At 53.2% G+C, this 26174-nt stretch carries 24 protein-coding genes and 2 tRNA genes; 9 read left to right on the forward strand and 17 right to left on the reverse strand.

All coding sequences use genetic code 11. The features are described 5' to 3' along the window. From GKC03_07010 to GKC03_07050, 9 genes are all read right to left on the reverse strand, one after another. The coding region (locus GKC03_07010) for a hypothetical protein (GenBank protein ID NYT12280.1) at positions 1-184 on the reverse strand (184 nt) is incomplete at its 3' end. Positions 185-340: 156 nt separating this feature from the next. Next, positions 341-481, reverse strand: coding sequence for a hypothetical protein (locus GKC03_07015; GenBank protein NYT12281.1), 141 nt, complete (start codon positions 479-481; stop codon positions 341-343). A gap of 147 nt (positions 482-628) precedes the next feature. Then, the gene (locus GKC03_07020; GenBank protein ID NYT12282.1) at positions 629-1153 is read right to left on the reverse strand and encodes a hypothetical protein; all 525 of its coding nucleotides are present in this window, start codon (positions 1151-1153) and stop codon (positions 629-631) included. An 86-nt stretch (positions 1154-1239) separates the two neighbouring features. Then, positions 1240-2073: a hypothetical protein gene (locus GKC03_07025; protein NYT12283.1), complete on the reverse strand. Its 834-nt coding sequence runs from the start codon at positions 2071-2073 to the stop codon at positions 1240-1242. A 219-nt stretch (positions 2074-2292) separates the two neighbouring features. Next, positions 2293-2889: a nitroreductase family protein gene (locus tag GKC03_07030; GenBank protein ID NYT12284.1), complete on the reverse strand. Its 597-nt coding sequence runs from the start codon at positions 2887-2889 to the stop codon at positions 2293-2295. Positions 2890-3131: 242 nt separating this feature from the next. Further along, positions 3132-7094, reverse strand: coding sequence for a choice-of-anchor D domain-containing protein (locus GKC03_07035; protein NYT12285.1), 3963 nt, complete (start codon positions 7092-7094; stop codon positions 3132-3134). A 183-nt stretch (positions 7095-7277) separates the two neighbouring features. After that, positions 7278-7352, reverse strand: a tRNA-Arg gene (locus GKC03_07040). Between the two features lie 34 nt (positions 7353-7386). After that, complete coding sequence (locus tag GKC03_07045; GenBank protein ID NYT12286.1) at positions 7387-8184, reverse strand: peptidylprolyl isomerase; 798 nt, start codon at positions 8182-8184, stop codon at positions 7387-7389. Between the two features lie 106 nt (positions 8185-8290). Further along, positions 8291-9409, reverse strand: a complete 1119-nt coding sequence (locus tag GKC03_07050) for a M42 family metallopeptidase (GenBank protein ID NYT12287.1) — start codon at positions 9407-9409, stop codon at positions 8291-8293. Between the two features lie 128 nt (positions 9410-9537). Here GKC03_07050 and GKC03_07055 point away from each other — a divergent pair, with 128 nt between their 5' ends. Both GKC03_07055 and GKC03_07060 read left to right on the forward strand, forming a co-directional pair. Next, on the forward strand, positions 9538-10731 hold the full coding sequence (locus tag GKC03_07055; GenBank protein ID NYT12288.1) for a DUF362 domain-containing protein: 1194 nt from the start codon (positions 9538-9540) through the stop codon (positions 10729-10731). Positions 10732-10787: 56 nt separating this feature from the next. Then, a tRNA-Thr gene (locus tag GKC03_07060) sits at positions 10788-10861 on the forward strand. An 8-nt stretch (positions 10862-10869) separates the two neighbouring features. On the opposite strand, the gene GKC03_07065 is transcribed toward GKC03_07060, so the two are convergent. Together GKC03_07065 and GKC03_07070 are read right to left on the reverse strand one after the other, a co-directional pair. After that, positions 10870-11223, reverse strand: a complete 354-nt coding sequence (locus GKC03_07065; protein NYT12289.1) for a cupin domain-containing protein — start codon at positions 11221-11223, stop codon at positions 10870-10872. A 4-nt stretch (positions 11224-11227) separates the two neighbouring features. Further along, a complete protein-coding gene (locus GKC03_07070) occupies positions 11228-12562 on the reverse strand; it encodes an acetyl ornithine aminotransferase family protein (GenBank protein ID NYT12290.1) in 1335 nt (444 codons plus the stop codon). A 394-nt stretch (positions 12563-12956) separates the two neighbouring features. Here GKC03_07070 and GKC03_07075 point away from each other — a divergent pair, with 394 nt between their 5' ends. Continuing rightward, positions 12957-13343, forward strand: coding sequence for a hypothetical protein (locus GKC03_07075; GenBank protein ID NYT12291.1), 387 nt, complete (start codon positions 12957-12959; stop codon positions 13341-13343). Between the two features lie 34 nt (positions 13344-13377). Here GKC03_07075 and GKC03_07080 read toward each other — a convergent pair whose 3' ends face one another. From GKC03_07080 to argC, 5 genes are all read right to left on the reverse strand, one after another. Next, the gene (locus GKC03_07080; protein NYT12292.1) at positions 13378-14058 is read right to left on the reverse strand and encodes an ACT domain-containing protein; all 681 of its coding nucleotides are present in this window, start codon (positions 14056-14058) and stop codon (positions 13378-13380) included. A 156-nt stretch (positions 14059-14214) separates the two neighbouring features. Next, positions 14215-15393: an acetylornithine/succinylornithine family transaminase gene (locus tag GKC03_07085; protein NYT12293.1), complete on the reverse strand. Its 1179-nt coding sequence runs from the start codon at positions 15391-15393 to the stop codon at positions 14215-14217. Positions 15394-15410: 17 nt separating this feature from the next. Continuing rightward, entirely contained in the window at positions 15411-16289 is an 879-nt protein-coding gene (gene argB / locus GKC03_07090) for an acetylglutamate kinase (GenBank protein ID NYT12294.1), read from the reverse strand. A gap of 3 nt (positions 16290-16292) precedes the next feature. Then, positions 16293-17519 carry a bifunctional ornithine acetyltransferase/N-acetylglutamate synthase gene (gene argJ / locus GKC03_07095; protein NYT12295.1) on the reverse strand — a complete coding sequence of 409 codons (1227 nt, stop codon included), beginning with the start codon at positions 17517-17519 and terminating at the stop codon, positions 16293-16295. 1 nt (position 17520) lies between these two features. Next, complete coding sequence (gene argC / locus GKC03_07100) at positions 17521-18540, reverse strand: N-acetyl-gamma-glutamyl-phosphate reductase (GenBank protein NYT12296.1); 1020 nt, start codon at positions 18538-18540, stop codon at positions 17521-17523. A gap of 215 nt (positions 18541-18755) precedes the next feature. Here argC and GKC03_07105 point away from each other — a divergent pair, with 215 nt between their 5' ends. Both GKC03_07105 and argH read left to right on the forward strand, forming a co-directional pair. Beyond that, positions 18756-20027 carry an argininosuccinate synthase gene (locus GKC03_07105; GenBank protein NYT12297.1) on the forward strand — a complete coding sequence of 424 codons (1272 nt, stop codon included), beginning with the start codon at positions 18756-18758 and terminating at the stop codon, positions 20025-20027. Continuing rightward, complete coding sequence (argH, locus tag GKC03_07110; protein ID NYT12298.1) at positions 19978-21423, forward strand: argininosuccinate lyase; 1446 nt, start codon at positions 19978-19980, stop codon at positions 21421-21423. Before GKC03_07105 ends, argH begins: the two co-directional genes overlap by 50 nt. A 1-nt stretch (position 21424) precedes the next feature. Here the strand turns inward: argH and GKC03_07115 are convergent, their stop codons facing one another. Then, complete coding sequence (locus tag GKC03_07115; protein ID NYT12299.1) at positions 21425-21790, reverse strand: hypothetical protein; 366 nt, start codon at positions 21788-21790, stop codon at positions 21425-21427. 136 nt (positions 21791-21926) lie between these two features. Here GKC03_07115 and thiD point away from each other — a divergent pair, with 136 nt between their 5' ends. The 4 genes from thiD to GKC03_07135 are packed head-to-tail and all read left to right on the forward strand — an operon-like array spanning position 21927 to position 26134. Next, on the forward strand, positions 21927-23243 hold the full coding sequence (gene thiD / locus GKC03_07120; protein NYT12300.1) for a bifunctional hydroxymethylpyrimidine kinase/phosphomethylpyrimidine kinase: 1317 nt from the start codon (positions 21927-21929) through the stop codon (positions 23241-23243). A 16-nt stretch (positions 23244-23259) separates the two neighbouring features. Then, positions 23260-24423 (forward strand): glycosyltransferase family 4 protein, encoded by a 1164-nt coding sequence (locus GKC03_07125; GenBank protein ID NYT12301.1) that lies wholly within the window; start codon positions 23260-23262, stop codon positions 24421-24423. Continuing rightward, entirely contained in the window at positions 24420-25061 is a 642-nt protein-coding gene (locus GKC03_07130; protein NYT12302.1) for a hypothetical protein, read from the forward strand. The genes GKC03_07125 and GKC03_07130 overlap by 4 nt, the downstream gene beginning before the upstream one ends. Further along, the gene (locus GKC03_07135; GenBank protein NYT12303.1) at positions 25058-26134 is read left to right on the forward strand and encodes a glycosyltransferase family 4 protein; all 1077 of its coding nucleotides are present in this window, start codon (positions 25058-25060) and stop codon (positions 26132-26134) included. The genes GKC03_07130 and GKC03_07135 overlap by 4 nt, the downstream gene beginning before the upstream one ends. Positions 26135-26174: the final 40 nt, after the last annotated feature.

A 26174-nucleotide genomic window follows, 5' to 3' on the forward strand; every position in this document is an offset into this window, starting at 1 on the left:
ATCCCTCCTGTTCTGTGAGAGGATAGCTCTCATCCGCGGTCACTTCCACATCGTTCAAAGGAAGATAATAAAGGAACAGGAAGGAGGCGATGATAGGAGCGATTATGATTATAAGTATGAGAACAATGAGAAGCCTGCTTATGGAAGGCTTGGCCTTAGACCCTCCACGCTTCGATCGTTCCACTTGCTTCCCCCAAGAATGAATAGACACCTGTGAATAATAAACCTTGGGTTATGAGTTTGGAGATAGAATCTGATTGCGGGATCCACTCGATTATTGGGTCTTTCTTATCCGGCCTCAGCGCACGCTCCTGAGGAAGGTCATTCGGATACCCAAGAACTATTGTCCGATTATCTGCTCCTCATCTGTCAGTTCCAGCGCTTCCACCACCTTAGGGTTGCCTTTCACAAGCGAGCCGAAGCCCACGAAACAACTAACGGGACCGAATGTGTGCGCGGCGAGTGTCCTTTTCGAACTCATCTATTTCCCTTCATCATCGGGATTGATTGGAAGCTGCATTGGATAAATGCGATAACATGCTTCCTGAGAAATTGGTGTGGGGGGATGAAACCCCCTTTTGAACATCCTATTGGAGATGTCCTAAGAATTCTCCGAATTGGCGTCTCATTAGGCCATTCTGGATGCCTGTATCTCTGCCAGGTTCTCCAGAGTAGCTTCGTCCAGCGCCCCTATCGGAGGTTCTTCAAACCCAACTCCTGCCAGTATGTTCCCTACGCGCAGAATGTACCCCACACTTCCACCGTCATCAAGCAGGAAGCACTCATCACCTATGTTCACATCATCCGAAATGATCTGTTGATAGGTCGAATTGGCAAGTTCGTCATGATACTTATTAAAATGAGAACTCGCCGCATCGGGCGTCTCGAATCGAAGGAGCTGGATAACTATTCTCGTTGAATTCCCATATTTGAAGTATTTGATGTATGCATCGACCCCGTCCTCCATAACGAATTCTGGGCCAACCTCGGTCTGATTATAGTAGAAATCGACAAGGAATTCCCAACCTTCAGGGAGATCGCTCTCGGTAATGGCGATCTCCTGGAGGGAGGCTGTACTGTCATCTCCCAAACATCCTGTGAGGGGAACCGCTACCAGAGCAAAGGCTATGACCACCATCAGGACCTTCTTCATGAAATTCTTATGAAGTTATAAATATAAATTATTTTTTTAAAATACATAATTTTAATAAAGAAAATAAAAAGGGGGAAAGGAGTTGTTTATGCCTTCGACATCTTCTTGGTCATTGAATATGCCAGTGGTATAAGCAGTATTGCAAGGGCAACCGCGAACGCCCAGGAGATGTTGGCAATTATGTCTGTCACTCCGCTGAAAGTGGCGAAGATCGCGCCCGCACCGATGATCAGGAAGATGGAGTAGAGCACGAACTTGGCATACCCAGCAACATCCCTGAACTCGGGATGATCGTCCGCCACCGATTTTATCAGAGCGTCGGTCAACAGGATGCCGGCAGCGATTATCACGAAACCCAGGATCAATGGGTAGATGAGACCACCGCTAAGTAGCAGAGTGTCGAGTGCCAGGAACAGTATGAATGCGAGCAGACCTATCAGCAGGAGGTTCTTCAGCATATCGGCAATCTCCACCTTTTCCTCCGGGAACATCGGGCGGATTATCTTGCCGATGAAAGTTGCTAGGAAATCTACGAACACCGAACCCAGTATGAGTATCAGAATTCCAGCGAGCAGCCGGGGGAGATAGTCCGCTATTTGGGCCAGATAGTCCCCGACGGTCCCACCAACATTCAAGACCTGTATCGCCAGGACGATCGCGATGATTATTATGAAGGCCTTAACGGTCCCTCCGATGAGACCTGAGAAGTCCAAGCCCGAATTCTTGAGGGACCTCCCGATCGTGCTCTGGTCGTATGTCTGTTCGATTCCAATCCTTCTAACCAGACTGCTTATCCCCTTGCCGACGTAAGTGCCGACCACATAGCCGATCACCAGTATGATAATCGCCAGGATGATGGCCGGGATCGCATCGATTATAGCTTCCAGCATGTTTTCTAATTCTTGCACAATGTCTACCACAAGAATCACCCTGGTCCTTCTCGATACGATCCAGCACTAATATGGTGTTTATATTTTTTATGAATATGATAATTGGAAATGTGACTGAATAGGAAGACATTATAGATTTCATTGATTGAAATGAAGTTTGAATGACCATCCAATTCTATCCTTTCAATGGTAAATGGATATGAATCCAGAAAGGGATCGAGCTGAATTGACCACCAATCAATATTGCCCTCATATCCATTTGACCGTTGGATCTTTCTTCTCAGTCCGCATCGCCCGCTCTTCGGGGAGGTCCTTCGGATAACCGAGAACGATGGGCCCGTAGATGCTTTCCTCCTCTGTCAACTCGAGAGCTTCCACGATCTCTGCATTTCCCTTGACCAGCGAGCCGAAACCCACATAGCAGCTTCCGAGGCCGAAGGATTGTGCGGCTATCATGATGTTCTCGCAGGCAAGCGCGCAGCTCACAGCGTTTCTAGATGGACCTATGACGAAGAGAATGATTGGTGCGGAATAATACACCATGTCCTTGGGTTCGTCGGTCGCATCATAGAAGGCCTTCGCTTTCATGTAATATCCCGAGAACACAGGATCGTCTTTCATGCCATCGAAGGAATTCTTCCAGAATGGAAGCGTGGTCTCAACGAGTTTCTTCTTGAACTCTGGGTCCTCGACAACGACAAACCGCCAGGGCTGAAAAGGATAGGTTGAAGGTGCCTGATTGCCAGCCTCGATGATCGCGTTCATGATATCCCTCGGAATTGATTTTGGTTTATAGGCCCTGACAGACCTTCTACTGCTTATGGCTTCAATTACCGGGTTCGACATGGAAAATCCTCCTAGTTCAATTTTCTTTGTATTTGGTACCCGCCTTACTTAACGCTTGTTACCGTTAGCGTTCCGCTTGGTATCGAACCTTCGGATGTCGAAGATATAGGCCTGTATCTCTTTCTTGCTCACCATTGGATGCTATCAGAACTTCATAACCTTTGAATTACTGGCCATATTTGAATGAACTCGAATATCGAGATATCAGAGTTGACAGTTCGAACTCAGGAAATGAGCCATCCTCACCTCCTTCTGAGTACGAATCCTACTATCGCTATCACCGCAACGACCCCTATGATCCCAAGGAAGATGTAAATGGTGCTGTCGCTTGTATCTCCCCCCTCCTCAGCCTCTGGTGTGTCAACCACCATGGGGGATTGTGAGCTCTCGCCCTGATCATTGGCAGCCGTGATCCTGTAGCAATATGTCTGTCCGCTCTCTACGGAAGTGTCGTTGTACGATGTCTCCGTGGCAGTCACGCTTGCAAGGAAGCTCAGGTTGTCGGGATCAATTCCGCGGTAGATGTTGTACGAGGTGACGGCACTACCGCCGTCATCAGAGGGAGCTGTCCAAGTGATCAGGATATACTCATCACCTGAAGAACTCTGAGGATCCTGGGGTGCTGATGGTGCAGTTGAAATGATTGCAGCTTCAGGTGTGGCATTGACCGTACTGGAGACCGGTCCCTCCCCGATCGAGTTGATGGCACTGACCTGATAGTAATAGGTGATTCCGTTGGTCACGCTGGTATCGTTATAACTGAGTGTCTCGACGAAGGACAAGAGCTCGACCGAGGTTTCGGTTGAGTTCCGATAGATATTGTATCCCTCGATTCCCGAGCCTCCGTCATCTGAAGGAGCCGACCAGGTAATAAGAACATAGGAGTCTCCCGCTTCAGCCTGTGGATCTTGAGGAGCGGAGGGGATTGTAGCGGGTGTTGCATTGACGATCTCGGATCCGTCTCCCTCGCCGACATTGTTGACGGCATACACCTGGTAATAATAGGTCTGCCCGTTGATTAGATCGGTATCGGTGAAGGCGAGTACGTTGCCAATTGTGGTGAGATAGGTCTCAGATCCAGGGGAGGTACCCCTGTATATGCTATAGTTGGTGATGGCTTCACCGCCGTCATCTGAGGGGGCTTCCCAGGTGAGGTTGACGAAGGTGTCGCCTGAGCCAGCTTGCAGGTTCTGTGGGGCAGATGGTGTGGTGGCAGGGATGGCCGATGCCTCGTTTGATAGAGGACCTTCGCCCACTGAGTTGACCGCGCTTGCCTGGTAGTAATAGATCTGGCCATTGGCTACTGAATGATCGGTATAAGTAAGCAGGTTGTCAAGCGATGCCAGAAGGGTCTTTTCCCCCGAGCTCGTTCCTCTGTACACCAAGTAGCCGGTGATGGTGGCCCCTCCGTTGTTGGATGGGGCTGTCCATGTGAGGGTAATCTGGCCGTCTCCTCTCTCGGCCTCGAGGTCCTGGGGTGCCGTGGGGACAGTGGGACTCGAGCTAGGTGTGGCGGATACTTCGCTTGAGTTGGGACCCTCGCCCACCGAGTTCACCGCACTGACCAAGTAATAGTAAATTTGGTCGTTGGTGACTGCGGTATTGTTGTAGAACAGCATGTCACCGATAGTTGCCAAGTGGACCTCTCCTCCCGGGCTTGTTCCTCTGTACACCTTGTAGCCTGTTACCGGACTTCCACCATCATCGCTTGGAGCATCCCAGGTGAGGTTGACGTACCCATCTCCTGGCGAAACCTGTGGGTTCTGGGGAGCGGTGGGAACCGTTGCAGGAATGGCCGACGCCTCGTTGGAGAGTGGTCCTTCTCCTACTGAGTTCACCGCGCTCACCTTGTAGTAGTATATCTGACCGTTGCTGAGACCTTCGTCGACGAAGGTGAGTAGGTCTCCAATAGAGGTCAACAGGATCTCTTCACCAGATGCGGTGCCGCGATAGATCTTGTAGTTGGTGATGGTCGCCCCGCCATCGCTGGCCGGGACCGACCAGCTCAGGGTCACCTGGGTATTGCCTCTCTCGGCCTCGAGGTCCTGGGGTGCCGTGGGAACTGCAGCGACGGAACTGGGTGTAGCATATACCTCCGTGGAATTGGGACCTTCGCCCACCGAGTTCACCGCGCTCATCTTGTAGTAGTAAATCTGGTCGTTGGTGACTGCGGTATCGTTGTAGAACAGCAGGTCACCGATAGTTGCCAAGTGGACCTCTCCTCCGGAGATCGTTCCCCGATAGACCTCGTAACCGATTACTGCGCTTCCACCATCATCGCTTGGAGCAACCCAGGTGAGGTTGACGTACCCATCTCCTGGCGAAACCTGTGGGTTCTGGGGAGCGGAGGGGACACCCGTGGGAGTGTCTGATACCTCATCCGATAGATAGCTCTCCCCGATGGCGTTGACGGCACTTACCTGGTAGTAGTAGGTGACGCCGTTGGTAAGTCCAGTGTCGGTGTAGCTGAGGACAGCCCCTACCTGATCGATATATGTCTCTGTGCCAGAAGACGCCCCGCGATAGATGCTGTAATTGATGATCTCTGAGCCGCCATCGTCGGTTGGTGCGAACCATGTCAACTCGATGCTGCCGTTGCTGGCTACCGTCTGCAGATTCTGTGGGACGGTAGGGGTAGTGGCCGGTGTTGTATATGCCTCGTTTGATAGAGGACCTTCGCCCACCGAGTTGACGGCACTTACCTTGTAGTAGTATGTCAGTCCATTTGTGAGCCCGGTGTCCACATATGTGAGCGCCGTTCCAATTTGCGTAAGGAGGGTCTCCGAACCAGAAGAATCGCCCCGGTAGATACTGTAATTGGTGATGGTCGCCCCGCCATCGCTGGCCGGGACCGACCAGCTCAGGGTCACCTGGGCATTGCCTCTCTCGGCCTCGAGGTCCTGGGGTGCCGTGGGGACAGTGGCACTCGAGCTAGGTGTGGCGAATATTTCGCTCGAGTTTGGACCCTCGCCCACCGAGTTCACCGCACTGACCAAGTAATAGTAGATTTGTCCATTTGTAACCGCTGTGTCGTTGTAGAACAGCAGGTCACCGATGGTTACTAAAAGGACCTCTCCTCCCGGGCTTGTTCCTCTGTACACCTTGTAGCCTGTTACCGGACTTCCACCATCATCGCTTGGAGCATCCCAGGTGAGGTTGACGTACCCATCTCCTGGCGAAACCTGTGGGTTCTGGGGGGCAAGAGGTGGCCCCGCGGAGATTACATAGACATTCACGGTTCCAGAACCGCCGTTGGAATTGAGGGGGATGGCGTAGTTGTAGGATCCGCTGGAAAGCCCACCTGTATCAATGCTGACCGTGATGGTGTCATGTTCCCCGGTTGAAGTGCCGTTCGATGGAGAGACGCTGGTGATCCAGGAGCAGCTCTCGCTGATCGAGTACTCGAGAGTTTCATCACCCGAATTCCATACCTCGAATGTCTTGCTACCCGTGTATCCTATGGCTACGGTACCGAAGTCGAGAGAGGTGGGGGAGTATGAAAGATCAGGTTCCGATTGAACGGTTACGAAGGTACTCACGGTTCCAGAACCGCCGTTGGAATTGAGGGGGATGGCGTAGTTGTAGGATCCGCCGGAGAGCCCGCTGGTATCAATGCTGACCGTGATGGTGTCATGTTCTCCGGTTGAAGTGCCGGTCGATGGAGAGACGCTGGTGATCCAGGAGCAGCTCTCGCTGATCGAGTACTCGAGAGTTCCCTCGCCCGAATTCCACATTTCGAACGTCTTACTGCCCGTGTATCCTAGAGCTACAGAACCGAAGTCGAGGGAGGTGGGGGAGTAAGAAAGAATCGGTTTCAATACGATGACGTGGACACTCACAGACCCAGAACCGCCGTTGGAACTGATGGAGATGGTGCAGCTGTAGGTACCGCCGGAGAGCCCGCCTGTATTGACGGTGACCGTGATGGTGTCATGTTCTCCGGTTGATGTGCCGCTCATCGGAGAAACTGTTCTCCAGCCGCAGCCCGCGGCAATGGTGTAATCGAGGGTACCTCCCCCATCGTTCCATATCTCGAACGTCTGGCTACCAATGTATCCAATGGCTACAGTACCGAAGTCGAGGGAGGTGGGGGAGTATGCGAGAACTGGATCCGATAAATCCGATTCCGAAGCAGTTGTGACTTGAGGTATGGCAATCAGCAATATGATAGTAAGAAGTAGAACCTCAACGGTACTCTTATTCAATTCTCGATCCCCCCATTCTTAATTATCAATTGATAAATCAATTGAATCTCAAGAACTTAATTTAGGTTCTCGAAAGGTAAAATAACTTTGGGAGAACGAAAACGAGCGAGTAAGAAGCTAGCTTAATTCTCGTCCATCCCAGCTGACAGAAGAAAAATATCAACATCTGGATGAGGATGAGAGCGGGCGTGAAGGGATTCGAACCCCTGATCCGCAGCTTAGGAGGCTGCTGCCATATCCAGACTAGGCCACACGCCCTTGTTTGTATAAAAGGGGAAGTTGTAAAAAGGGTTTACTCAGAGTCCTCATCGGACTCTTCGGTCGCTTCCTCGGATTTGGCCTCGGGTTCATGCTCCTCCGGAGGTATCTCCTCTGGCTCAAGCTCTTCCTCGGTTTTCTCCTCCTCGGGGGCTTCCTCCTCGTGCTTGGGGTAGGCCTCAATGAACCTTACCTCGACGTTTCCGAAAGCTTCCCTGAGGTCAGCGACCACACGGTACTTTGCCATCGTCCACTTCTGATCGTACTTGCAGACATCAGGCATAGTGATGTTGTAGACATCATCCTCGATTACAACCTCAAAACCATCGCTGGAGCCATAATCCATCTCTAGGATACCTTTGACCTTGTCCTCGCTGGTCTCCAGCTTCTCGACCACTGTGAACTTGTACTTCAACGTGCTGCCGGCCAGGGGTCGGTTGAAATCCACCCTAACCCTACCTGCGGTCACGGCCACGATGGTGCCTATCCGGTTCTTTATGTTGACCTCCATGCCAATCCTGGGATCGATGTCCTGCCTGTGGAACTCTCTGAGGGGGTGCAGCTCAACGAGCTTTGGATCCCTCTGACCGGCGGCCTTCTCTGGTGGGATACTGACCTCCTGCTCCACGCCGACCTCGGCACCATCGAGAGCCTCGTCAAGTCCCTCGAAGACCCTGCCGGCTCCGACCAGAATGGAAATGGGGGCGTAGTTGGCATTCTCGTTGAAGATGTCGTTCTCTCTGGCCTTATCATCACTGGTGGTATCGAACATTTCCTCTGTGTCCTCTATCCACGCGTCGTAATCCAGACGGATAACATCTCCCTTTGTGATCTTGACAGCCTCATCAGACATGAAATTCACCAAACTTGATTATTCTGGGAAACGATTTGGTGTCATCAATTGGTCCCTATTATATTTTTTGGTGATTACTAAGGACCTACACCTTGACCAGTCCCTCAACCGTTTCCTTGTCCAGGACCTTGACCAGCTCCACGAGCAGCCTGAGATTACTCTCAACGTCCTTCATATCGATTATACCTACATGTGAGTGGATGTGCCGGGTCGCGACACCCATAACCAGGCTGGGGCATCCTACATTCGAGATGTGTATTATGCCCGCATCGGTACCGCCACCAGTGACCTGCGCGAGCTGGTAGGGGATCTTATTCTGCTCGCAGATATCGATCGCCAACTCCTTCAGCGGCTGGTTGGGTATCATGGATGTGTCGAAGACGGTGATTGCGACACCATCGCCCATTTTGGCTGGGGCCTGCTCCGGCCTTATGCCGGGAACATCTCCGGCGATGTCGACATCTAGCACCAGAGCGACATCGGGCTTGACCATGTTAGCGACCGTTCTGGCACCTCTAAGGCCGACCTCCTCCTGGACAGTTGCAGCGCCGATGATCTTGTTGGGGTGCTTGATCTTCTTCTCTTTCAGCGTTCGGATAAGCTCGGCGGCTAGGAATGCCCCGATGCGGTCGTCGAAGGCCTTGCCGAAAGCGAGGGTTCGCTCGTCCACCTTCTTGCCGTCCTTGAACCTGGCCTTCTTGCTCAGGTTGAATGAGGAATCTGGTACAGCAGCATCACCGATGCGCGCGCCCATCTCCTTGGCCTCGTCGGCATTCGCGGCTCCGATATCAATGAACATCTTGTCCATGGTCACGACCTTGTCCCTCTCCTCTCTCTCCATTACGTGGGGTGGCTTGGCCGCAATGATCCCCTGGACCTTTCCCTTGTTTGTGAGAACCCATACCTTCTGTCCCAGAAGGGCTTGATTGAACCATCCTCCCAGGCCGTAGAAGTTCAAAAATCCTGTATCGTTGATGCCTGTGACAATGAATCCGATCTCATCGATGTGACCGGGTACCAGTATCACAGGTGCTTCGTCCTCTCCGTTTTTTTCGAACACTAGAGAGCCGATCTTGTCGTTGTAAACTGTATCCGCCCATCGGTCCACGTATCCTTTCATGAGGGTGGTGGCCTCCCGCTCGAACCCAGATGGGCCATGGGCATTGCACAGGTCCTCCAGGAACTTCAATGAGTCCTTCTTCATTTCGAACACTCCTAGCGATTGAACGCAGATACCTCTATTTAGGATGCAAAGTTAAACATATCGGCCCGTAATAGTAAAATGGAGGAGGTGCGCCCATCGATCCCGATACCGTAGCCGTCACCAGGATTATGGATCCCGATTCGGAGGAATCGATTGGGAACTCGGTAAGAAGGGTTCTAGATTTGATCGACGCCTCCAGCGATCTTCAAGGGAAGAAGAAGGCGATGATCAAGCCCAACATCTGCTGCGATAAGGACTGGACCACCGGGGCCACGACGTGCCCCTGGGTGGTTAGAGCCGTTGTCCAGTGGCTGAATGAGAACGGAATCCATGACATCACTCTGGCGGACGGCACCATTGTCGGTCAGGACACTCTGGAAAACATGGAGAGGATTGGATTCATGAGGTTGGCCGAAGAGTTCGGCCTGGAACTCGTTGACCTGAATAAAGATAAGCGTGTCCATCTCGAGGTGGATTCTCCCCGTGTCTTCGAGAGGATAAAGGTAGCGAGAACTCCACTTGAAACGGATTACCTCATCAACATCCCAGTGATGAAGACGCATATATGCACCTCAGTCACCCTGTCGATGAAGAATCTGAAGGGGTTGCTGGATAAGAAGTGGAAAAGGCAGTTCCACTTCATGGGACTGGATGGAGCGCTTGCAGATCTAGCCTCGGTCGTGAGACCGGACCTGAACATCATCGATGGAACGGTCGGAATGGAGGGCCGGGGACCGATCAACGGCACCGCCAAGGAAGCGGGCGTTCTCCTCGCTTCCAGGGACCATTTCGCTGCGGACATCGCTGGCTCCAGGGCTATGGGGCTGGATCCCTTGGAGATCGGGCATCTCACTATGTTTGCCGAGAGGATTGGTGTAGGTGTTGAGTCCTACTGGCCCCATCTGATCGGTGATGCAGATTTTAAGCTCGCCTTCAAGAAACCGGTATCGGCGAGGGATCAATGCTTCTCTGGCGTCGAGCTTGACTGGGGCGATCCCTGCAGCGGTTGCGCTAACGCCTTGGGAGCGGCTCTAGATCACTTGGAAAGGGATGGGGATCTGGAAGAGGTGCAGCGCCGCGGGGGTGTTCTTATCGCTTTGGGAAAGAAGGCCGATCCCGATGCGAAGGAGAATCTCTTTCTCATGGGTAGATGTCAGCACCGCAATCGGAAGAAGGGCATTTACATCCCTGGCTGCCCGCCCCAGAGCTTCGTGATAAGGGGACTGTTCTACGAGATGATCGACAAGGAGACGGTGTACAGGCGGGAGGATGTGCTCAAGGAAGCTGAGGAGGCCTACGGGGATGAGCTTGAGGGCGATTGACCCTCAATAACTGGGGAAAAAAGAATAAATGCTAGTTGCCAGATACACGGGCCAAGGCCACCATAGCTTAGCCCGGTTGAGCGGCTGACTTGTAATCAGCAGGTCGGGAGTTCAAATCTCCCTGGTGGCTCTTTCTCCCTACTCCTCAAGCCACACGGTATCGTCATGCTCGAAGTTGATCTTCAGCACGATGATGGAGAAGTCATCCTGCACTTCTGGAGTCTCGTGGACCTCACCTGGTTCGCAGACCAGTATGTCCCCGGGACCCATATCGTGTCTAACGCCTTCTATGCTTATCGCACCATCCTGCAGGAAGTAGAATGCCTCGGTCTGCACCTCATGATAATGAGGGGGCACTCTCTCCCCTTTCCCGAAGCGGACCTGCTGAAGAATTGTTCTAGGTGGTACTACTGAATCATCGGTCAGGAGTACTTTCTTCTCGTAACCAGATCCACGAAGCCAATCGATCTCCTTGGAGCGTATCTCCCTCATCACATCACTGCTCTTTCACCGCGTCCCTTATGGCTTCATCGAGTATTTCCACGGCCGTATCAAGATACTCGTCTTCGATGTTAAGCGGTGGTATGTATCTTATTCCAGAGCGACCACATGGGAGGAGAATTAGCCCTCTTTGGTAACTCAATTCAACCACTCTATCGCGGAGGTCCACTGCATACTCCTTGGTGTTCCGGTCCTTGACGAACTCGGTGGTGAGCATCAATCCGAGTCCGCGAACGTCGCCTATGCAATCGTGCTTCTCCATGAGCTCCATCAGCATTTTCTTGAGATTCTCCCCTTTGCGCTGGGCTTCATAGACCAGATCCTCCTCATCGATTACATCGAATGTCGCCAGTGCGGCCCTACAGGCAAGAAGGTTTCCCCCATAGGTGTTGGAATGGGCTCCCTGCACCTGGAAGTCAAAGAGCTTGTTGTAGACCGTGGCGGCTATCGGGGCACCGGATCCAAGCGCCTTGGCGGTGCACAAGACGTCCGGAATCACCCCGTGGTGATCGATGGCCCACATCCTCCCGGTTCGGCCCATGCCAGCCTGTACTTCATCGTCCACATAAAGAATGCCGTGCTTCTCGGCGGTTCTCTTGATGATCCTTATGAACTCCGATGGAGGAACGATGTACCCGCCCTCGCCCTGCAACGGTTCGCAGAAGATCGCGGCCACCTCCTCAGGGGGAAGAAATGTCTCGAAGTATATCTCGTCCAGTATCTTGGCACACCATACTCCACAAGAAGGGTATTCCAGATGATATGGGCAGCGGTAGCAGTTGGCGTAAGGAATATGAGTGACCCCGGGCACCAGGGGGAAGAAATCCCTCTTCTGAACAGGCTTACTGGCAGTCAGAGAAAGGGCGCCGAATGTCCTTCCATGGAAGCCCCCGATGAAGGATATGAACTGCTTCCGACCCGTTGACCACCGGGCGACCTTCATCGCCGCCTCGACGCACTCTGCCCCCGAGTTGCTTAGGAAGACCTTCTTCTCGAAATCGCCCGGTGTTGTCTCACAAAGCTTCCTCGCCAGTTCCACCTGAGGCCTGTAGTAGAAATCGGTGCCTGCGAAGTGAATCAGCTTCTCAGCCTGGTCGCGGATCGCCTCAACCACCTTGGGATGGCAGTGTCCTGTGTTGAGTACTGCGATCCCTGATGCAAAGTCGAGGTACGTGTTGCCATCCACATCCGTTACGATCGACCCTTTTGCCTTATCGGCCACTATGGGTGATGTCTTGGTGGATGTGGATATGAATGCGTAATCCAGGGCAACGACCTCCCTGGCCTTGGGGCCGGGTGGTGTCTCCTTGATATCTGGAACGTTGCTCAAAGTAATCCCTCTGTTCTCCTTGTTTAGAGGATTGAGAAAAGCGTATATGATGGTTGTGTATTTCTCTGGATACTTGAAGGATGAATCCCATCTCTGGAGATGTATCCAATTTTGATGGTCAAATCTAGAGGCCGTGGACATGAAAGAGGGTAATTGCCACCCCCGCAATACCTCGATGCAGGGTATTTTACTTGGCCTGAAAAAACTGTCCCACCATCTTGGCCGATCAAATAATCTCCTTGACGAGCTGACAGTTCTGGGAACATCCTGGGCATCAGTCAAATTCTAATTAAATACTATCATTCAAATGTTAAAAATTAGTGGTCAAATAAAAATCAAATATTTCATTGAAAGACAAATTATTTGGATTCTTGATAAATATTAATATATTACAATGCCAACACTTATATTAGAGAAGTTACTAAAGATGGCCGGAGTTATCAATTTGCGTAAGAGTAATAAAGGCGGGAATCCAGGGCGAGGAGGGCCGAATAAGAAGGCAAGAGGGCCAAAGGTCGACAATCGGCAACCCAAGGCTCCTATGTTGAACATGAGGAGGCTCGGTGATTTTAGATACGATATCAGGGAGGTCGTAGCAAGATCCCAGATGGATGAGGCTGCGGGACCATCCTTCATCGCCCAAGTGATTGCCAAGGCATCCAGAATATCGATAAGGGATGCCAAGAAGTATGTTAGGGACTTTGAGCAAAGGGGAGAATGCACCAAGAATGTCAGTGAGGACATCTGCGGGCTTCTCGACCGTTACACGAAGTACCGCTGATTCTTCTTTCCAATAGGACAATATCTCTCGTGATTCAGTGAGTCTTCATGTCCTCTGCACTCTCTATCAGCTTATTGAGAATGGAGTACGCCTGGATCATATCATCTTCGTCGACTATGAATATTGTATCAGTGAAACAGCTGACAGACTCGACCACATTGATCCCACCTTCAGCAAGATTGCTCGACAAGTAGGCGAAAACTCCGCTGGTGTCCACGATCGACTCTGGGGATTTGACCGCGATCTCGACAAGGTCCTCCCTGGTCTTGAGAACATTTGACTGCCCCACCGCGTTCACCACTTCATCCCTCAGCTTCTCGTCCGCGATGATGGTGATGGCGTGAGTGCTCTGGATCACCTGCATCGTGCTTTTCTCGTTCAGAAGCTTTTTAAACATGGCCTCCAGGCGGTGAATGACGCTCCAATCGTTCTTGGCCGTGACGATGCAGATCTTGGTCTTCATCTCCAGGCGGCTGGTTCCCAATATCTTCAGGATCTGACTCTCGTGATCCTGCCTGCCAAGCTTCACAGCGTAGCGGCGACAGGCTATCATAACCGCCTCCTCGTTCTTCAAGCCCATATCCTTAAGGATCTGCCTGGCAAGGGATGAATAGTTAATGAGGTCCTTCGAAATGCAGTCCTTGATCGAGGGGTGAGCATCTATGTACGCGCGGGTCTTCTCCGCAGTGCTCTCCTTCTGGGATACCTTCTTCATCGTGCGAAGATAAATAATATGAGTATTAAAGAATTTTCAATTCGGTTGAAGGCCATTTTATCCATTCATATTCATACTGGAAGGATAGATCTGCTTGAATTCACAGTTTCATTCTTGGCTGAGTGTGATTATCGAGAGATAAAGGCGAACGTTCACTCAATCCAACAAGAATTTCTGGAACACCCTGTCGAATATCCCGGTGGACTGCTCCTCTATCACCAGCGAGGGCACCAGCCTTACCACGCTGCCACCGCAGACGTTTACAAGAACCTTGTTCGCGAACGCGAAACGATAGAACTGCTTCGCCGCGTTCCCCATGTCAATACCGATCATCAAGCCCTTTCCCCTGACATCGGTCACTATCTCACTCCCCTTCATCACAGAAGAGAGGCGCGCCATCCACTCATCTCCCAGCTTCCTAGAGCGATCGACTAGCTTCTCTTTGACGATTGTGGATATTACGGCGTTCGCCACTGCACATCCCAATGGGTTCCCGCCAAAGGTAGTACCGTGCGATCCAGGGGAGAAGGTCTTAGAGATCTCCTTAGAAGTGACAACCGCTCCTATTGGGAATCCTCCGCCCATCCCCTTTGCCAAGGTGACCATGTCTGGAACCACACCAAAGTGCTCGAACCCGAACATCTTTCCGGTGCGACCGAATCCAGTCTGGACCTCGTCCATTATCATAAGCGCGCCGAAATCATCACACAGATCCCGAGCCAGCTTCATGAATTGAGGATCCGAAGGAATTATCCCGCCCTCTCCCTGCACTGACTCGAGTATGAGCAGAGCGGTGTCGTTGGAGAACATTTCCTTCAGCTGCTCAGTTGAACCGTAATCGAAGAAATCGAACGCCTTTGTCAGAAGGGGTTCGAAACCCTCATGGTATTTCGTTTGGCCAGTGGCAGAAAGGGCGCCCGCTGTCCTTCCGTGGAACGAGTTCTTGGCGGCGAGCGCCTTATTGCGTCCAGTTTGCTTGAACGCGAGCTTGAGAGCCGCCTCGTTGGCCTCCGCTCCACTGTTCACGAAGAGGGAGGTGCTAAGGCCATCGGGCATCACCGAGGCGATGGTCTCGCCCAACAGGGCTTGCTCCTTGATGTAGTATAAGTTTGAAACATGGGAAAGGCGCTTGGATTGATCGCAGAGAGCCTGAGCAATGTTGGGATGACCGTGGCCAAGTGCGCACACGGCAATGCCTGCCACCAGGTCCAGATATAGGTTGCCATCCAAGTCATAGAGGAACTCCCCCACGCCGTGGTCGAAGCATATCTTCTCCTTACCGTAGTTCTGGAAAAGGTAGGTCTGATCGAGCTTGACTACATCATCGAAATTCATTGTGATACCTCGTTGGGTCAGTTGATGGTCACGGTAGTGCCACAGTTGGTGCCCATCAGCACCTGATTGAGTATTGAATTCGGCTCTCTTCCGTTCACCATATGTGCCTTCTTCACACCGTTCTCGATCGCCAGGCGACATGCCTCTACCTTGGGAAGCATTCCCCCTGAGACGATCCCGACCTCAATGAGATGGTCCATCTCGGCAATGGTTATGTCAGTGATGATGGTGTCCAGGTTTCCGATCTCCCTCATCACTCCGGGGACATCGGTAACCAGGACCATCTCCTCGCAGCCCAGCGCCCTCGCCAGATGTGCTGCCACTGTGTCGGCGTTGACGTTCATCTCCCTCCCTGAGGGGTCGACGCAGATGGGATAGATGACGGGCACGAAGCCGCTGGCACAGAGAACGGACACAGTGGTGGGATCGATGCACTTAACCTCCCCCACATTACCAAGATCCACCTTCAATTTAGCACCGTTCTCCTCTACTTCGACAGGGGACTTCTTCTCGCATATGACTGTCTTTCCCTCACTGCCGGAGATACCTATGGCCTTGACGCCTGTGGCCTTGAGAGCGTCGACTATTTGGTCGTTGATCTTCGAGAGAACGTCCTTCACCACATTGATGGCCTCGTCATCCGTGATGCGGAGTCCCGCAACCTTCTTGACCTCGAGTCCGCGAGCTTCCATCTCCTTGCTTATATTCGGACCACCCCCATGAACAACGATGGGCCTAAGGCCCAGCGAGACAAGCAGGGCGATGTCATTGGAGATGCGCTCCAGGTCTCCGTTGCCGTTGAGGGAGTTCCCTCCGAACTTGATCAGGATCTTCTTCCCACGGAGCTTCCATATCCGCGGAAATGACTGGGTCATGATGTTCAGGTTCACTTTCATCACCTATGTAGTGTACTCCGCGTTGATCTTCACGTACTCGTAGGAGAGGTCACATCCCCAGGCCTCAGCCAAAGAGTTTCCGAGGCCTATGTCCACCACTATGTGGATCTCCTTCTTCTTCAGCAGTTCCTTCAGAGGCTCCTCCCCCGTCCCGCAGGTCTGGATGAGAGGTTCGCCCTGCTCGTATATGGGTATCATGGTGCCGTTAGCCCCCATGGCTAAGTTCACCCTTTCGGGAACCATCTCTGCGCCCGAGTAGCCCAGAGCACACAGTATACGTCCGTAGTTGGGATCGGAGCCGAAAATAGCGGTCTTCACCAGATTGGAGGACACTATTGCCTTCGCAGCCTTTCTCGCATCTTCGGTCGACCGCGCACCCCTAACGACCACGGATATCAGCTTGGTGGCACCCTCTCCATCTAATGCAACCTGCTTGGCAAGGAGCTTCGCGACATACCTCACCCCCTCCCAGAAGGCTTCCGATTCGTCTGCTTTCATGCCCCCGGCGCAGCCGTTCGCCAAGATGACCGACATGTCGTTGGTGCTCTGATCACCATCCACATCGATCTGGTTGAAACTGGAGTCCATGACATCCTGCCATTTCCCGTCGAATCCAGGTGATAGGCAGGCATCAGTGGTAATGAAACTGAGAGTGGTGGCATGAAGTGCCTTCATAGCGGGGGAGATCATCCCGCTACCCTTGGCCATCCCCCCGATGGTCACCTTGGTGCCGTCCTCGAGGGTCACCTCGCATGCAGCTTCCTTGATCACAGTGTCAGTGGTCAGTATGGCTTGAGCAGCCTCCACATCCTTCTTGCGGCCGCTATCAAGTTCATTAGTGATCTCCTTGATGCCCGAGATTATCTTATCCGTCGGTAGGAAGCGGCCGATGATACCCGTGGACACCACTCCCACCAGGTCCCTTTCGAGACCGAGTGAGGCAGCGGTCTGGGAAACCATGTCCCTGGCATCCTTTGCACCCCTGTCTCCGGTTAGGGTGTTGGCATTGCCAGAGTTGATTATGAATGCCTGGAGCTTCTTTGGGTCAAGCTCTATCATGACCTTGAGGGGTGCGCCCTTCACCTTGTTCTGAGTATACGCGATAGCGCAGGTCGCTTCCGTCTCGGAGTAGATGAGCGCCAAGTCGCGCTTGTGCTTCTTGATGCCGCAGGCAATGCCAGCGGCCTTAAACCCCTTGGGGGATGTTATACCCCCATCTATCACCTTCATCTCAGACACCCAGCCCGGGGAAGTTCAATCCGGTTGTCTCGTCCAGCCCGAACATGATGTTCGCATTCTGGACCGCCTGGCCTGCGCCACCCTTGGTGAGGTTGTCGATCGTTGCCATGACCACCACATTCTTCTCTCCTGCGAACTCGAAACCGATCTCACAGAAGTTCGATCCAGCGACCGAGGCGATGTTGGGTGTCCCGTTGACGCGAATGAAAGGCTTGCCCTTGTAGAACTTCTCGTAAACATCATACAATGATTCGTGATCCATCTTATTCTTGAGAGTCACATAGCAAGTGGAGAATATTCCACGCACGATGGGCACAAGATGAGGAGTGAAGACTACCTCGATCGACCCGTTGCCCATGCTCTCCAAGGCCTGCTTTATCTCGGGGGTATGACGATGCTGGCCTACCTTGTAGGGGATTATGCCCGCGGCACAGGTGGGATGGTGGGTGATCTGAGAAGGTTCCATTCCCGCTCCAGAAGTGCCGCTCTTCGCGTCGATGATAAGTTTTCCCTCCACCAGGTCCTCTGAAAAGAGGGGAGCGGTGGCCAGCACTGCGCATGTGGGGTAGCATCCGGGGTTGGCCACCAGCTCGGCGGAGGTTATGGCGTCATGGAAGAGTTCGGGTATCCCGTAGACGGCCTTCTTCAGATTATCAACGTCCCTGTGATCGATCCCGTACCACTGGCGGTAGTCGCGAGGCGCCTTCAGCCTGTAGTCGCCGCTAAGATCGACCACCTTGATCCCCTTCTCAAGGAGGGGGGGTGCGAAATCCATGGAGGCGCCGTGGGGCGTCGCCAGGAAAGCGAGGTCGATGTCGGAGTTCTCGCTCAAGCTCTCATCGAATCTGATGTCGACGAAGCCCTTAAGGAATGGGTGGACCTTCGTGACCTTCAGACCGGCCTGCCTCCTCGAGGTGATGGTCACTAGCTCCATCTCCGGATGGGTGCAGACCATGCGGGCTGTCTCCCCGCCCGTGTATCCCGATCCTCCGACTATACCAACCTTAATCATCTCGATATCACTCTCTTCTAAGGAACTGCGCATTGTGGAATTCGAGTATTAATAGTGATGTCATATTTCAGACACCATGCTCCCCAGGTGTTCGTCTGGGAACGGTACCACACATATCGGTCAGCCTTGTCGGAATGAGGACGATAGATGTGTCAAATGTCGCTTGCGGGTCATCACGAATATATATACAAGCGGGAGTAAACGGCCCGATTTAAATGGTATCCAGTAATGACACTCGCGATAAGATCGTCCTGGCCTACTCCGGCGGATTGGACACCTCCATTGCCATCAGGTGGCTCCAGGAGAAGTACGACATGGACGTCATAGCGGTTTCCATCTACGTGGGACAGCCGGGCGACATGGACGCTACAATGGCCAAGGCCAAGAAGGTGGGCGCCGTCGATGCCTACGCCGTCGACGCGCAGGAGGAGTTCGTCAATGACTACGTGTTCCCCTCACTGAAGGCCAACGCCATGTACGAGGACAAGTATCCACTTGCCACAGCGATCGCAAGGCCGCTCATGGCAAAGATACTGGCGGACGTCGCGAAGAAAGAGGGAGCCAAATACATAGCGCACGGCTGCACCGCCAAGGGGAACGACCAGGTGCGCTTCGACGTTTCCATCAACGCTCTAGCCCCCCATATCGGGATCATCGCTCCCATGAGGCAGTGGATATACACCCGTGAGGAGGGCATCGAGTACGCGAAGGAACATGACATTCCAATACCCATCAAGAAGGCCACACCCTATTCGATTGACGAGAACCTTTGGGGAAGGAGCTGCGAGTGTGGCATCCTCGAGGACGCCTCGGTCGAGCCACCTGAGGACGCCTACGAGTGGACAACCTCGCCGTTATCCGCTCCCGACGAGCCGGAATACCTCACTATTGATTTCGAGAAGGGAGTACCAATCGCCATAAACGGGGAGAAAATTCCTCCAGTCGACCTGATAAAGAAGGTCAATGAGATCGCTGGCAAGCACGGCGTGGGAAGAATAGATCACATCGAGGACCGCCTGGTGGGCATAAAGAGCAGGGAGATATACGAGGCTCCATCGGCCATCGTCCTGGTCACCGCCCATAAAGACCTAGAGAACCTCGTGCTCTCCAAGGATCTGATGGCATTCAAGAAGTTCGTCGAGCAGAAGTACGCGGAACTCGCGTACAACGGCCTGTGGTTCTCACCTCTCAAGGAGACCCTGGATGCCTTCGTCGACAAGAGCCAAGAATTCGTCACCGGATGGGTCAAGATGAGACTCTTCAAGGGCTCAGCTGTCGTTGTGGCGAGATCGTCCCAATACTCATTATACGACACCGCTATGTCTACCTACGACGAGGCGGACCATTTCGATCATAACTCTGCCGAGGGATTCATATATTGCTGGGGCCTGCCTCTGAGGATGGCCGCCAAGGCGTACAAGGAGAAGGTGGATATCAGTGAACAAGAAGGTCCTATGGTCGGGGAGATTCAAGAAAGGAGCCAGTGAGTCCACTCTCCTCTTCACATCATCCCTGACCGTGGACTCCAGGATGGCGTACCACGACATCATGGGTTCCCTGGCCCATGCAAGGATGCTGGGGCAGCAGGGGATCATATCCATCGAGGATCAGGAGGCGATCGTCAAGGGTCTCAGGTCAATCCTCTTCGACCTGGAGAACGAGGGTATCGGATTCCCCGAGACCACCGAGGATATTCATTCGGCCCTCGAGATGGAGCTAACTGAGCGCATTGGGGAAGCAGGTGGAAGGATTCACACCGCCCGCTCCAGGAATGATCAAGTGGCCACAGACCTCCGCTTGTACCTTAGGGACAGGTTGCTGGATACCATAGAGAACCTGGTCCACCTACAGGAGGTCATGGTCGATCTTGCGGAGGAGCACGTCAAGACGATCATGCCCGGCTTCACCCACTTACAGCACGCCCAGCCCGTAACACTGGGATATCATATGATGGCCCACTACCAGCGCATCCAGAGGGACACCGAGCGCCTGATCGACATGTACAGGAGGGTGAACGTCTGTCCCCTTGGATCGGCAGCTCTGGCCGGAACCACCTACTCCATTGACAGGCATCTGACGGCCAGTTCTCTGGGCTTCGACTCGCCGACCGCGAACGCCATGGACGCTGTGTCGGACAGGGACCTGGTCGCCGAGTACTGCTTCTGCGCCTCGCTGTGCATGATGCACCTCTCGTCCTTATGCGAAGAGCTGGTTGTCTGGAGCTCACCCGAATTCTCCTTCGTGGAATTGGATGACGAATTCTCAACGGGCAGCTCGATAATGCCCCAGAAGAAGAACCCGGACGTGGCTGAGCTCATCAGGGGGAAGAGTGCTGGAGTCCTCGGGGATCTGAACTCCATCATGGTGATGATGAAAGGACTCCCATTCGCATACAACCGCGACCTGCAGGAGGATAAAGGAGCCCTGTTCAGGACTGCCGATACCCTAAACGGCAGCCTGGAGATCATGGCGCCCATGATGCAGACGCTGACTTTCAATAATGAGAAGATGCTGGCTGCCGCCAAGAGTGGTTTCCTGAATGCCACCGAGTTGGCCGACTACCTGGCAGGAAAGGGGATGCCCTTCCGTGAAGCGCATGGAGTGGTGGGGCAGGTGGTCCAGAATGCATCCGAGAGGAATATCGGGATAGAGGATCTCTCCCTGGACGAGTTGTGCTCCTATTCTCCTCTAATCGATGATGATGTCTTCGACTTGCTTGCGATCGAAAAGGCTGTGGAACGGAGAGAATCGACCGGTGGCACCTCGCCCTCATCGGTGAAGTCACAGATAGAACAGGCCCTGGTTTCTATGAACGAACAGGGCGATTTCGCCCGTTTGAAGCGTGAGGATATAGCTAAAGCGTTCGAGAAGCTGCAGAGCTAGGTCATTCACTCAAATAGAGGCGGTTCCACTCCAGTTCGTGATTTATATTTGCCACTTTCAGAATGCGGCTGAGCTTCTCGGCGATGCGGACCACTTCGTTGCTCTTTGAAGTCCCTCTGATGTAGAACTCCTTGCGATCCAGCGGGAACACCAATCGCATCCTTCCCTTGCGGTTGTAACCTTCAGGCTTCCTATTCTTCTCCAGCTCTGACTGGTTCAGATAGATGAACATTCGGAGTACATCCTCATCCTCGGGAACTTGCCCCGTCTCTTGAAGGAAGGTGATTAGCACCTCCGGGAAAACCTCCGCAAGGTCCTTGTATTCCACATTTTCTTCTAGAACGAAATGCCCACTGGTAGCCTTCATCGACCTGTTCGATGGTGAAGTCTATATAAATATTTGTCGAGTCGGTTGAACCCCCGGACGGGACATCAAAGGCCAGTGATTCGAGACCGAACAAAACAGACGAGGTAAATTAATAATAAGAGGCAATATTCAAGCCATGATAGCCGCACTCACCATCGCGGGCTCTGATTCCATCGGTGGCGCTGGATTGCAGGCCGATCTCAAGGCCTTTGCCGCCATATGGGTGCACGGCACCTCTGTGGTCACCTGCGTGACCTCCCAGAACACCCAAGGCGTTCTGGATATACGACCCATGGCTCTGGATGTCATCGAGTCCCAGATGGAGGCCGTTCTTGGGGATGCTGAGATAGCAGCGGCCAAGACCGGAATGCTTTACTCCACTGACATCGCCAGCACGGTGGTGCGAAGGCTGAATGAAGAGGATTTTCCTTTGGTCGTCGATCCCGTTCTCGTTGCAGGGGTGGGCGACTCGCTCCATTCCAGAGATCTAGTGGAGACGCTGAGGAGAGAGGTCATACCAAGAGCCACCCTAGTTACGCCTAACCTCCCAGAGGCCCAGGAGTTGGTCGGTTTCCCCATATCGAACTACAGGGATGTCGAGAGGGCATGCGATTCGCTGCGGGAGATGGGCGCCGAGGCTGTTCTGATCAAGGGTGGACACTTATCATCCGAAAAGGCAGAGGATGTCATGCTCTTTGAGGATCACTTCTACACTTACTCGTCTCCAAGAGTCGAGTCAGCAGGCCACGGCGGAGGCTGCACGCTCTCCGCCTATATAACGGGCTTCATGGCAAAGGGAATGGACCCCCCTGAGGCCGTGGAGAAGGCCAAGGGATGCATATGGAAGGCATTCGTATCCAGCTACGGAGTGGGGAAGGGTGTAACATTGGTTGATCCCCTTGCGCCCTTTGAGGAAGCAGCAGAAAAGTACGAGATCATGACCCGATTGAGACGGGCGGTCGAAATCCTGGAATCGATCCTGCCTGCTTCGTGGGTTCCTGAGGTCGGCATGAATTTCGTCTTCGCACTTCCTAGCGCTCTGTCTCCAGAGGACATCTGCGGGGTTGAGGGAAGGATCTCCTCCGTCAGGGGAAGGCTTGTTCACGCGGCCTGCTTTGATTTCGGAGCATCGCGGCATGTAGCCACCATAGCCCTGACCGCCATGCAGTTCGATCGGAGGATGAGGTCAGCCCTTAACCTGCGCTTCAGCGAGAGGAATCTGGAGAACCTCATGGCATCGGGATTGACGGTGGGAAGCTTCTCACGCTCAGACGAGCCAAGAGAGAGGAGGACCATGGAATGGGGAACTGAGAAGGCCATCATGGAGCTGGGTCAGGTCCCTGATGCAGTATACGACAGAGGAGGCGTAGGCAAGGAGCCCATGATAAGGATACTGGGTCAGGATCCCGAGGCGGTCCTAGACAAAGTGAGGATAATACTCGATTCACGGTGATCAGTTGAGAATCGCGATGTTCACGGACAGCTATCTGCCCTCTAGGGACGGTGTGGTCAATTCCATCCTGCTCACCAAACAGAAGCTGGAGGAGATGGGGCACGAGGTGATCGTGTTCGCTCCAGATCCTGGCAATAGTGATGACAGGGAGGAGGGGACCCAATACTTCCGCTCCGTGGCCTACAGGAGCTACCAGGGCTACCGGGTCCCCATGTTCCCCACCAACAAGTGCCAGATCCTAGAGGGGCTGGACGTGGACGTCATTCATAATCAAGGCCTTCTGCTCATGGCACTCCGCGGCATGTTCGCTGGCCGTTCGCTAAGACTTCCTGTGGTGACCTCCTTCCACACCATGATAACAGAGGCGGTGGAGTACTACTCATGGCTACCGCTTCCAAGGGAGGTCATGGACGTGCTGTTCTGGCGCTACCTGCGCAGCCTGCTCCAGCGCTCAGAGGCTGTGATCGCACCTACCCAGGCCATCCTGGATGAGCTGATGGCCTACGCGCCCGATATTAGAAAGGGAGAGGTAATACCCACCGGGGTCGATTGCAGTCGGTTCCGGCCGGATGTTGACGGATCCGCCATCAGAGAGAGATACGGCCTAGAAGGAAAGGTCATCCTCCACCTAGGAAGGATCGCCTGGGAGAAGAACCTGGACCTAGTGCTGGAAAGCTTCAAACTCCTGCTGGAGAAGGACCGGACCCTGAGGCTCATGATAGTGGGCTCAGGCCCCGCCAGAGATCATTATATGGAGGTCGCGAAGTCCATGGGAATCGGAGATGAGGTAATCTTCCCTGGTTTCGTTGCGGATGAAGAGCTTCCCATGTATTATGCGGTCTGTGACGTATTCGCCCTCGCCTCCAAGTTCGAGACCCAGGGACTCGTGGTGCTGGAGGCAATGGCCAGTGGCAAGGCTGTGGCGTGCATCGACTATCGGGCTACCGCGGAGATAGTGAACGAAGGTGTTGATGGTTTCCTCTTTGAGGAGTCGGTAGAGAGCTGCTCGAGCACGCTGGAAAAGGCCTTGAACGCGCCTGATTCGATCAAGATGAATGCGAGGGGAACCGCGGAAAGATATTCCATTGATGAGATGGCTGAGAGGTTGGTAAAGGTCTACGAGTACGCTATAGAACAGAAGAGGGAGAGGAGCGGGGAACCTAAGAGGAGAGCAATATGATCGAATTCGACCTGGGAAACATCATCTACGATTTCTTCAGCGTGATGGGAGTGCCAGGTCTGCTCCTATGTATATTCCTCCTGTTCTACATAGATGCCATCCTCATCCCAACGCTACCGGAGCTCTTCACCGTGATCATTTTCATGGCCATTCCTGAACCCTGGTTCGCCGGACTGATACTGTTCACCATCGCCGGGGCAGAATTCCTGGGTCTGACCACGCTTTACACCCTTGTCAAGAGCGTTAAGGTCCCGAGAAAGATAGAAGCGGCGGTCATTAAGTACAGAGATTTCCTCATCGTGAGGGACGAGAGGATGATCATCGTCAACCGCTTCGCCCCGGTACTTCCCTTCATGGGAGCTTTCGTGGCCATATGCGGCTGGTCCTATCGCAAGGCGGTCATATACACGCTTGCCAGCGGTGTGATCAAGTACGGTGCGATACTGGCCTTGAGCAACCTGTTCTTCGTTTACTTCTCAGAGGGGACCGCTGGGATGATCACAATAATCATGGTCCTGATCATCCTGGTCCTGAGCCTCATCGTCTCCGTGTACCGCAGGAGCATGATGAAAAAGGAGAAGCTACCCGAGGGGGTTTGCCCTCTTCCGGACGCCGACCCGTCGGAGGAGGAGGCATGAGGATAGTGCAGCTCAACCCTTTCCATTACCCGTTCATGGGGGGTATCGAGCACCGCATCCACCACATCTCCTCAATACTGGCCAAGGAACATGAGGTGATCGTCCTTACGGGTCAGCTTCCAGGGACCGCTGAGGAGGAGGAGATGGGCGGATACAGGGTGTTGAGACTTCCTTCCAAGCTGTACACCAATTACAATCCCCCTCATATCGTTACAAAAGGTCTGCTCGCCAAGCTGAATGATCTGGAACCTGACGTTGTGGATTTCCACTACCGCTGGTCGGGCTCTTACCGAAAAGCCATGAAGCGTTACATGGGAAAGAGGGTGTTCACATTCCACAACACCTTCGGCGAGGGAGAGGGATTGATCGGGATGTTCAGCACCTTGAACGATATCGCCCATACTGGTTTCATTAATAGTTTTGATAGGGTGGTCTGCGTCAGCGAGTTCGTAAGAAGTGATTTGGAGAAGAGAGGATTTTCCCCCGATTTGCTGGAAGCAGTTCCCAATGGTGTGGATCCCCCATCCCAGCTCGACGGGCAAGAGGGGGACTTCATCCTATTCCTGGGAAGGCTGGTGAGGACCAAGGGCCTTGACTATCTGTTGAAGGCCATGGAATCGGTAAGCGTGCCCCTCGTGATCGCAGGTGGTGGCCCTGAAGATAAGCATCTGAGAAAGATGGTCCAGTCAAACGGCCTAGAGGATAGGGTCAAGATCCTGGGAAGGGTGAGCGAGGAGGAGAAGCACCGCCTGCTATCGGAGTGCAGACTGTTCGTCTTCCCATCGGTATGGGAATCGTACGGCATTGCCGCGGCCGAGGCCATGTCATATGGCAAGGCCGTCATCACGACGGACGTGGGAGGACTTCCCGAGGTCGTTGGAGACGCTGGGGTTTTAGTACCATCCAGGGAACCTAAGGCACTTTCCATAGCGATCAATGGACTCATCTCTGATGATAACAGGAGAAGAGAGCTAGGCCTCCGAGCCCGCGAAAGGGTAAGAAGCTACACCTGGAAAAGAGCCGCGGAAGAGATGGAAAGAATCTACAATGATGTGGTTTCGGACCGATCTTAGTAAGCTCTGCCCACCTAAATAGAAACGTTTCTATCGTGAA

The organism is Methanomassiliicoccales archaeon, from assembly GCA_013415695.1.
Lineage (GTDB): Archaea > Thermoplasmatota > Thermoplasmata > Methanomassiliicoccales > JAAEEP01 > JAAEEP01.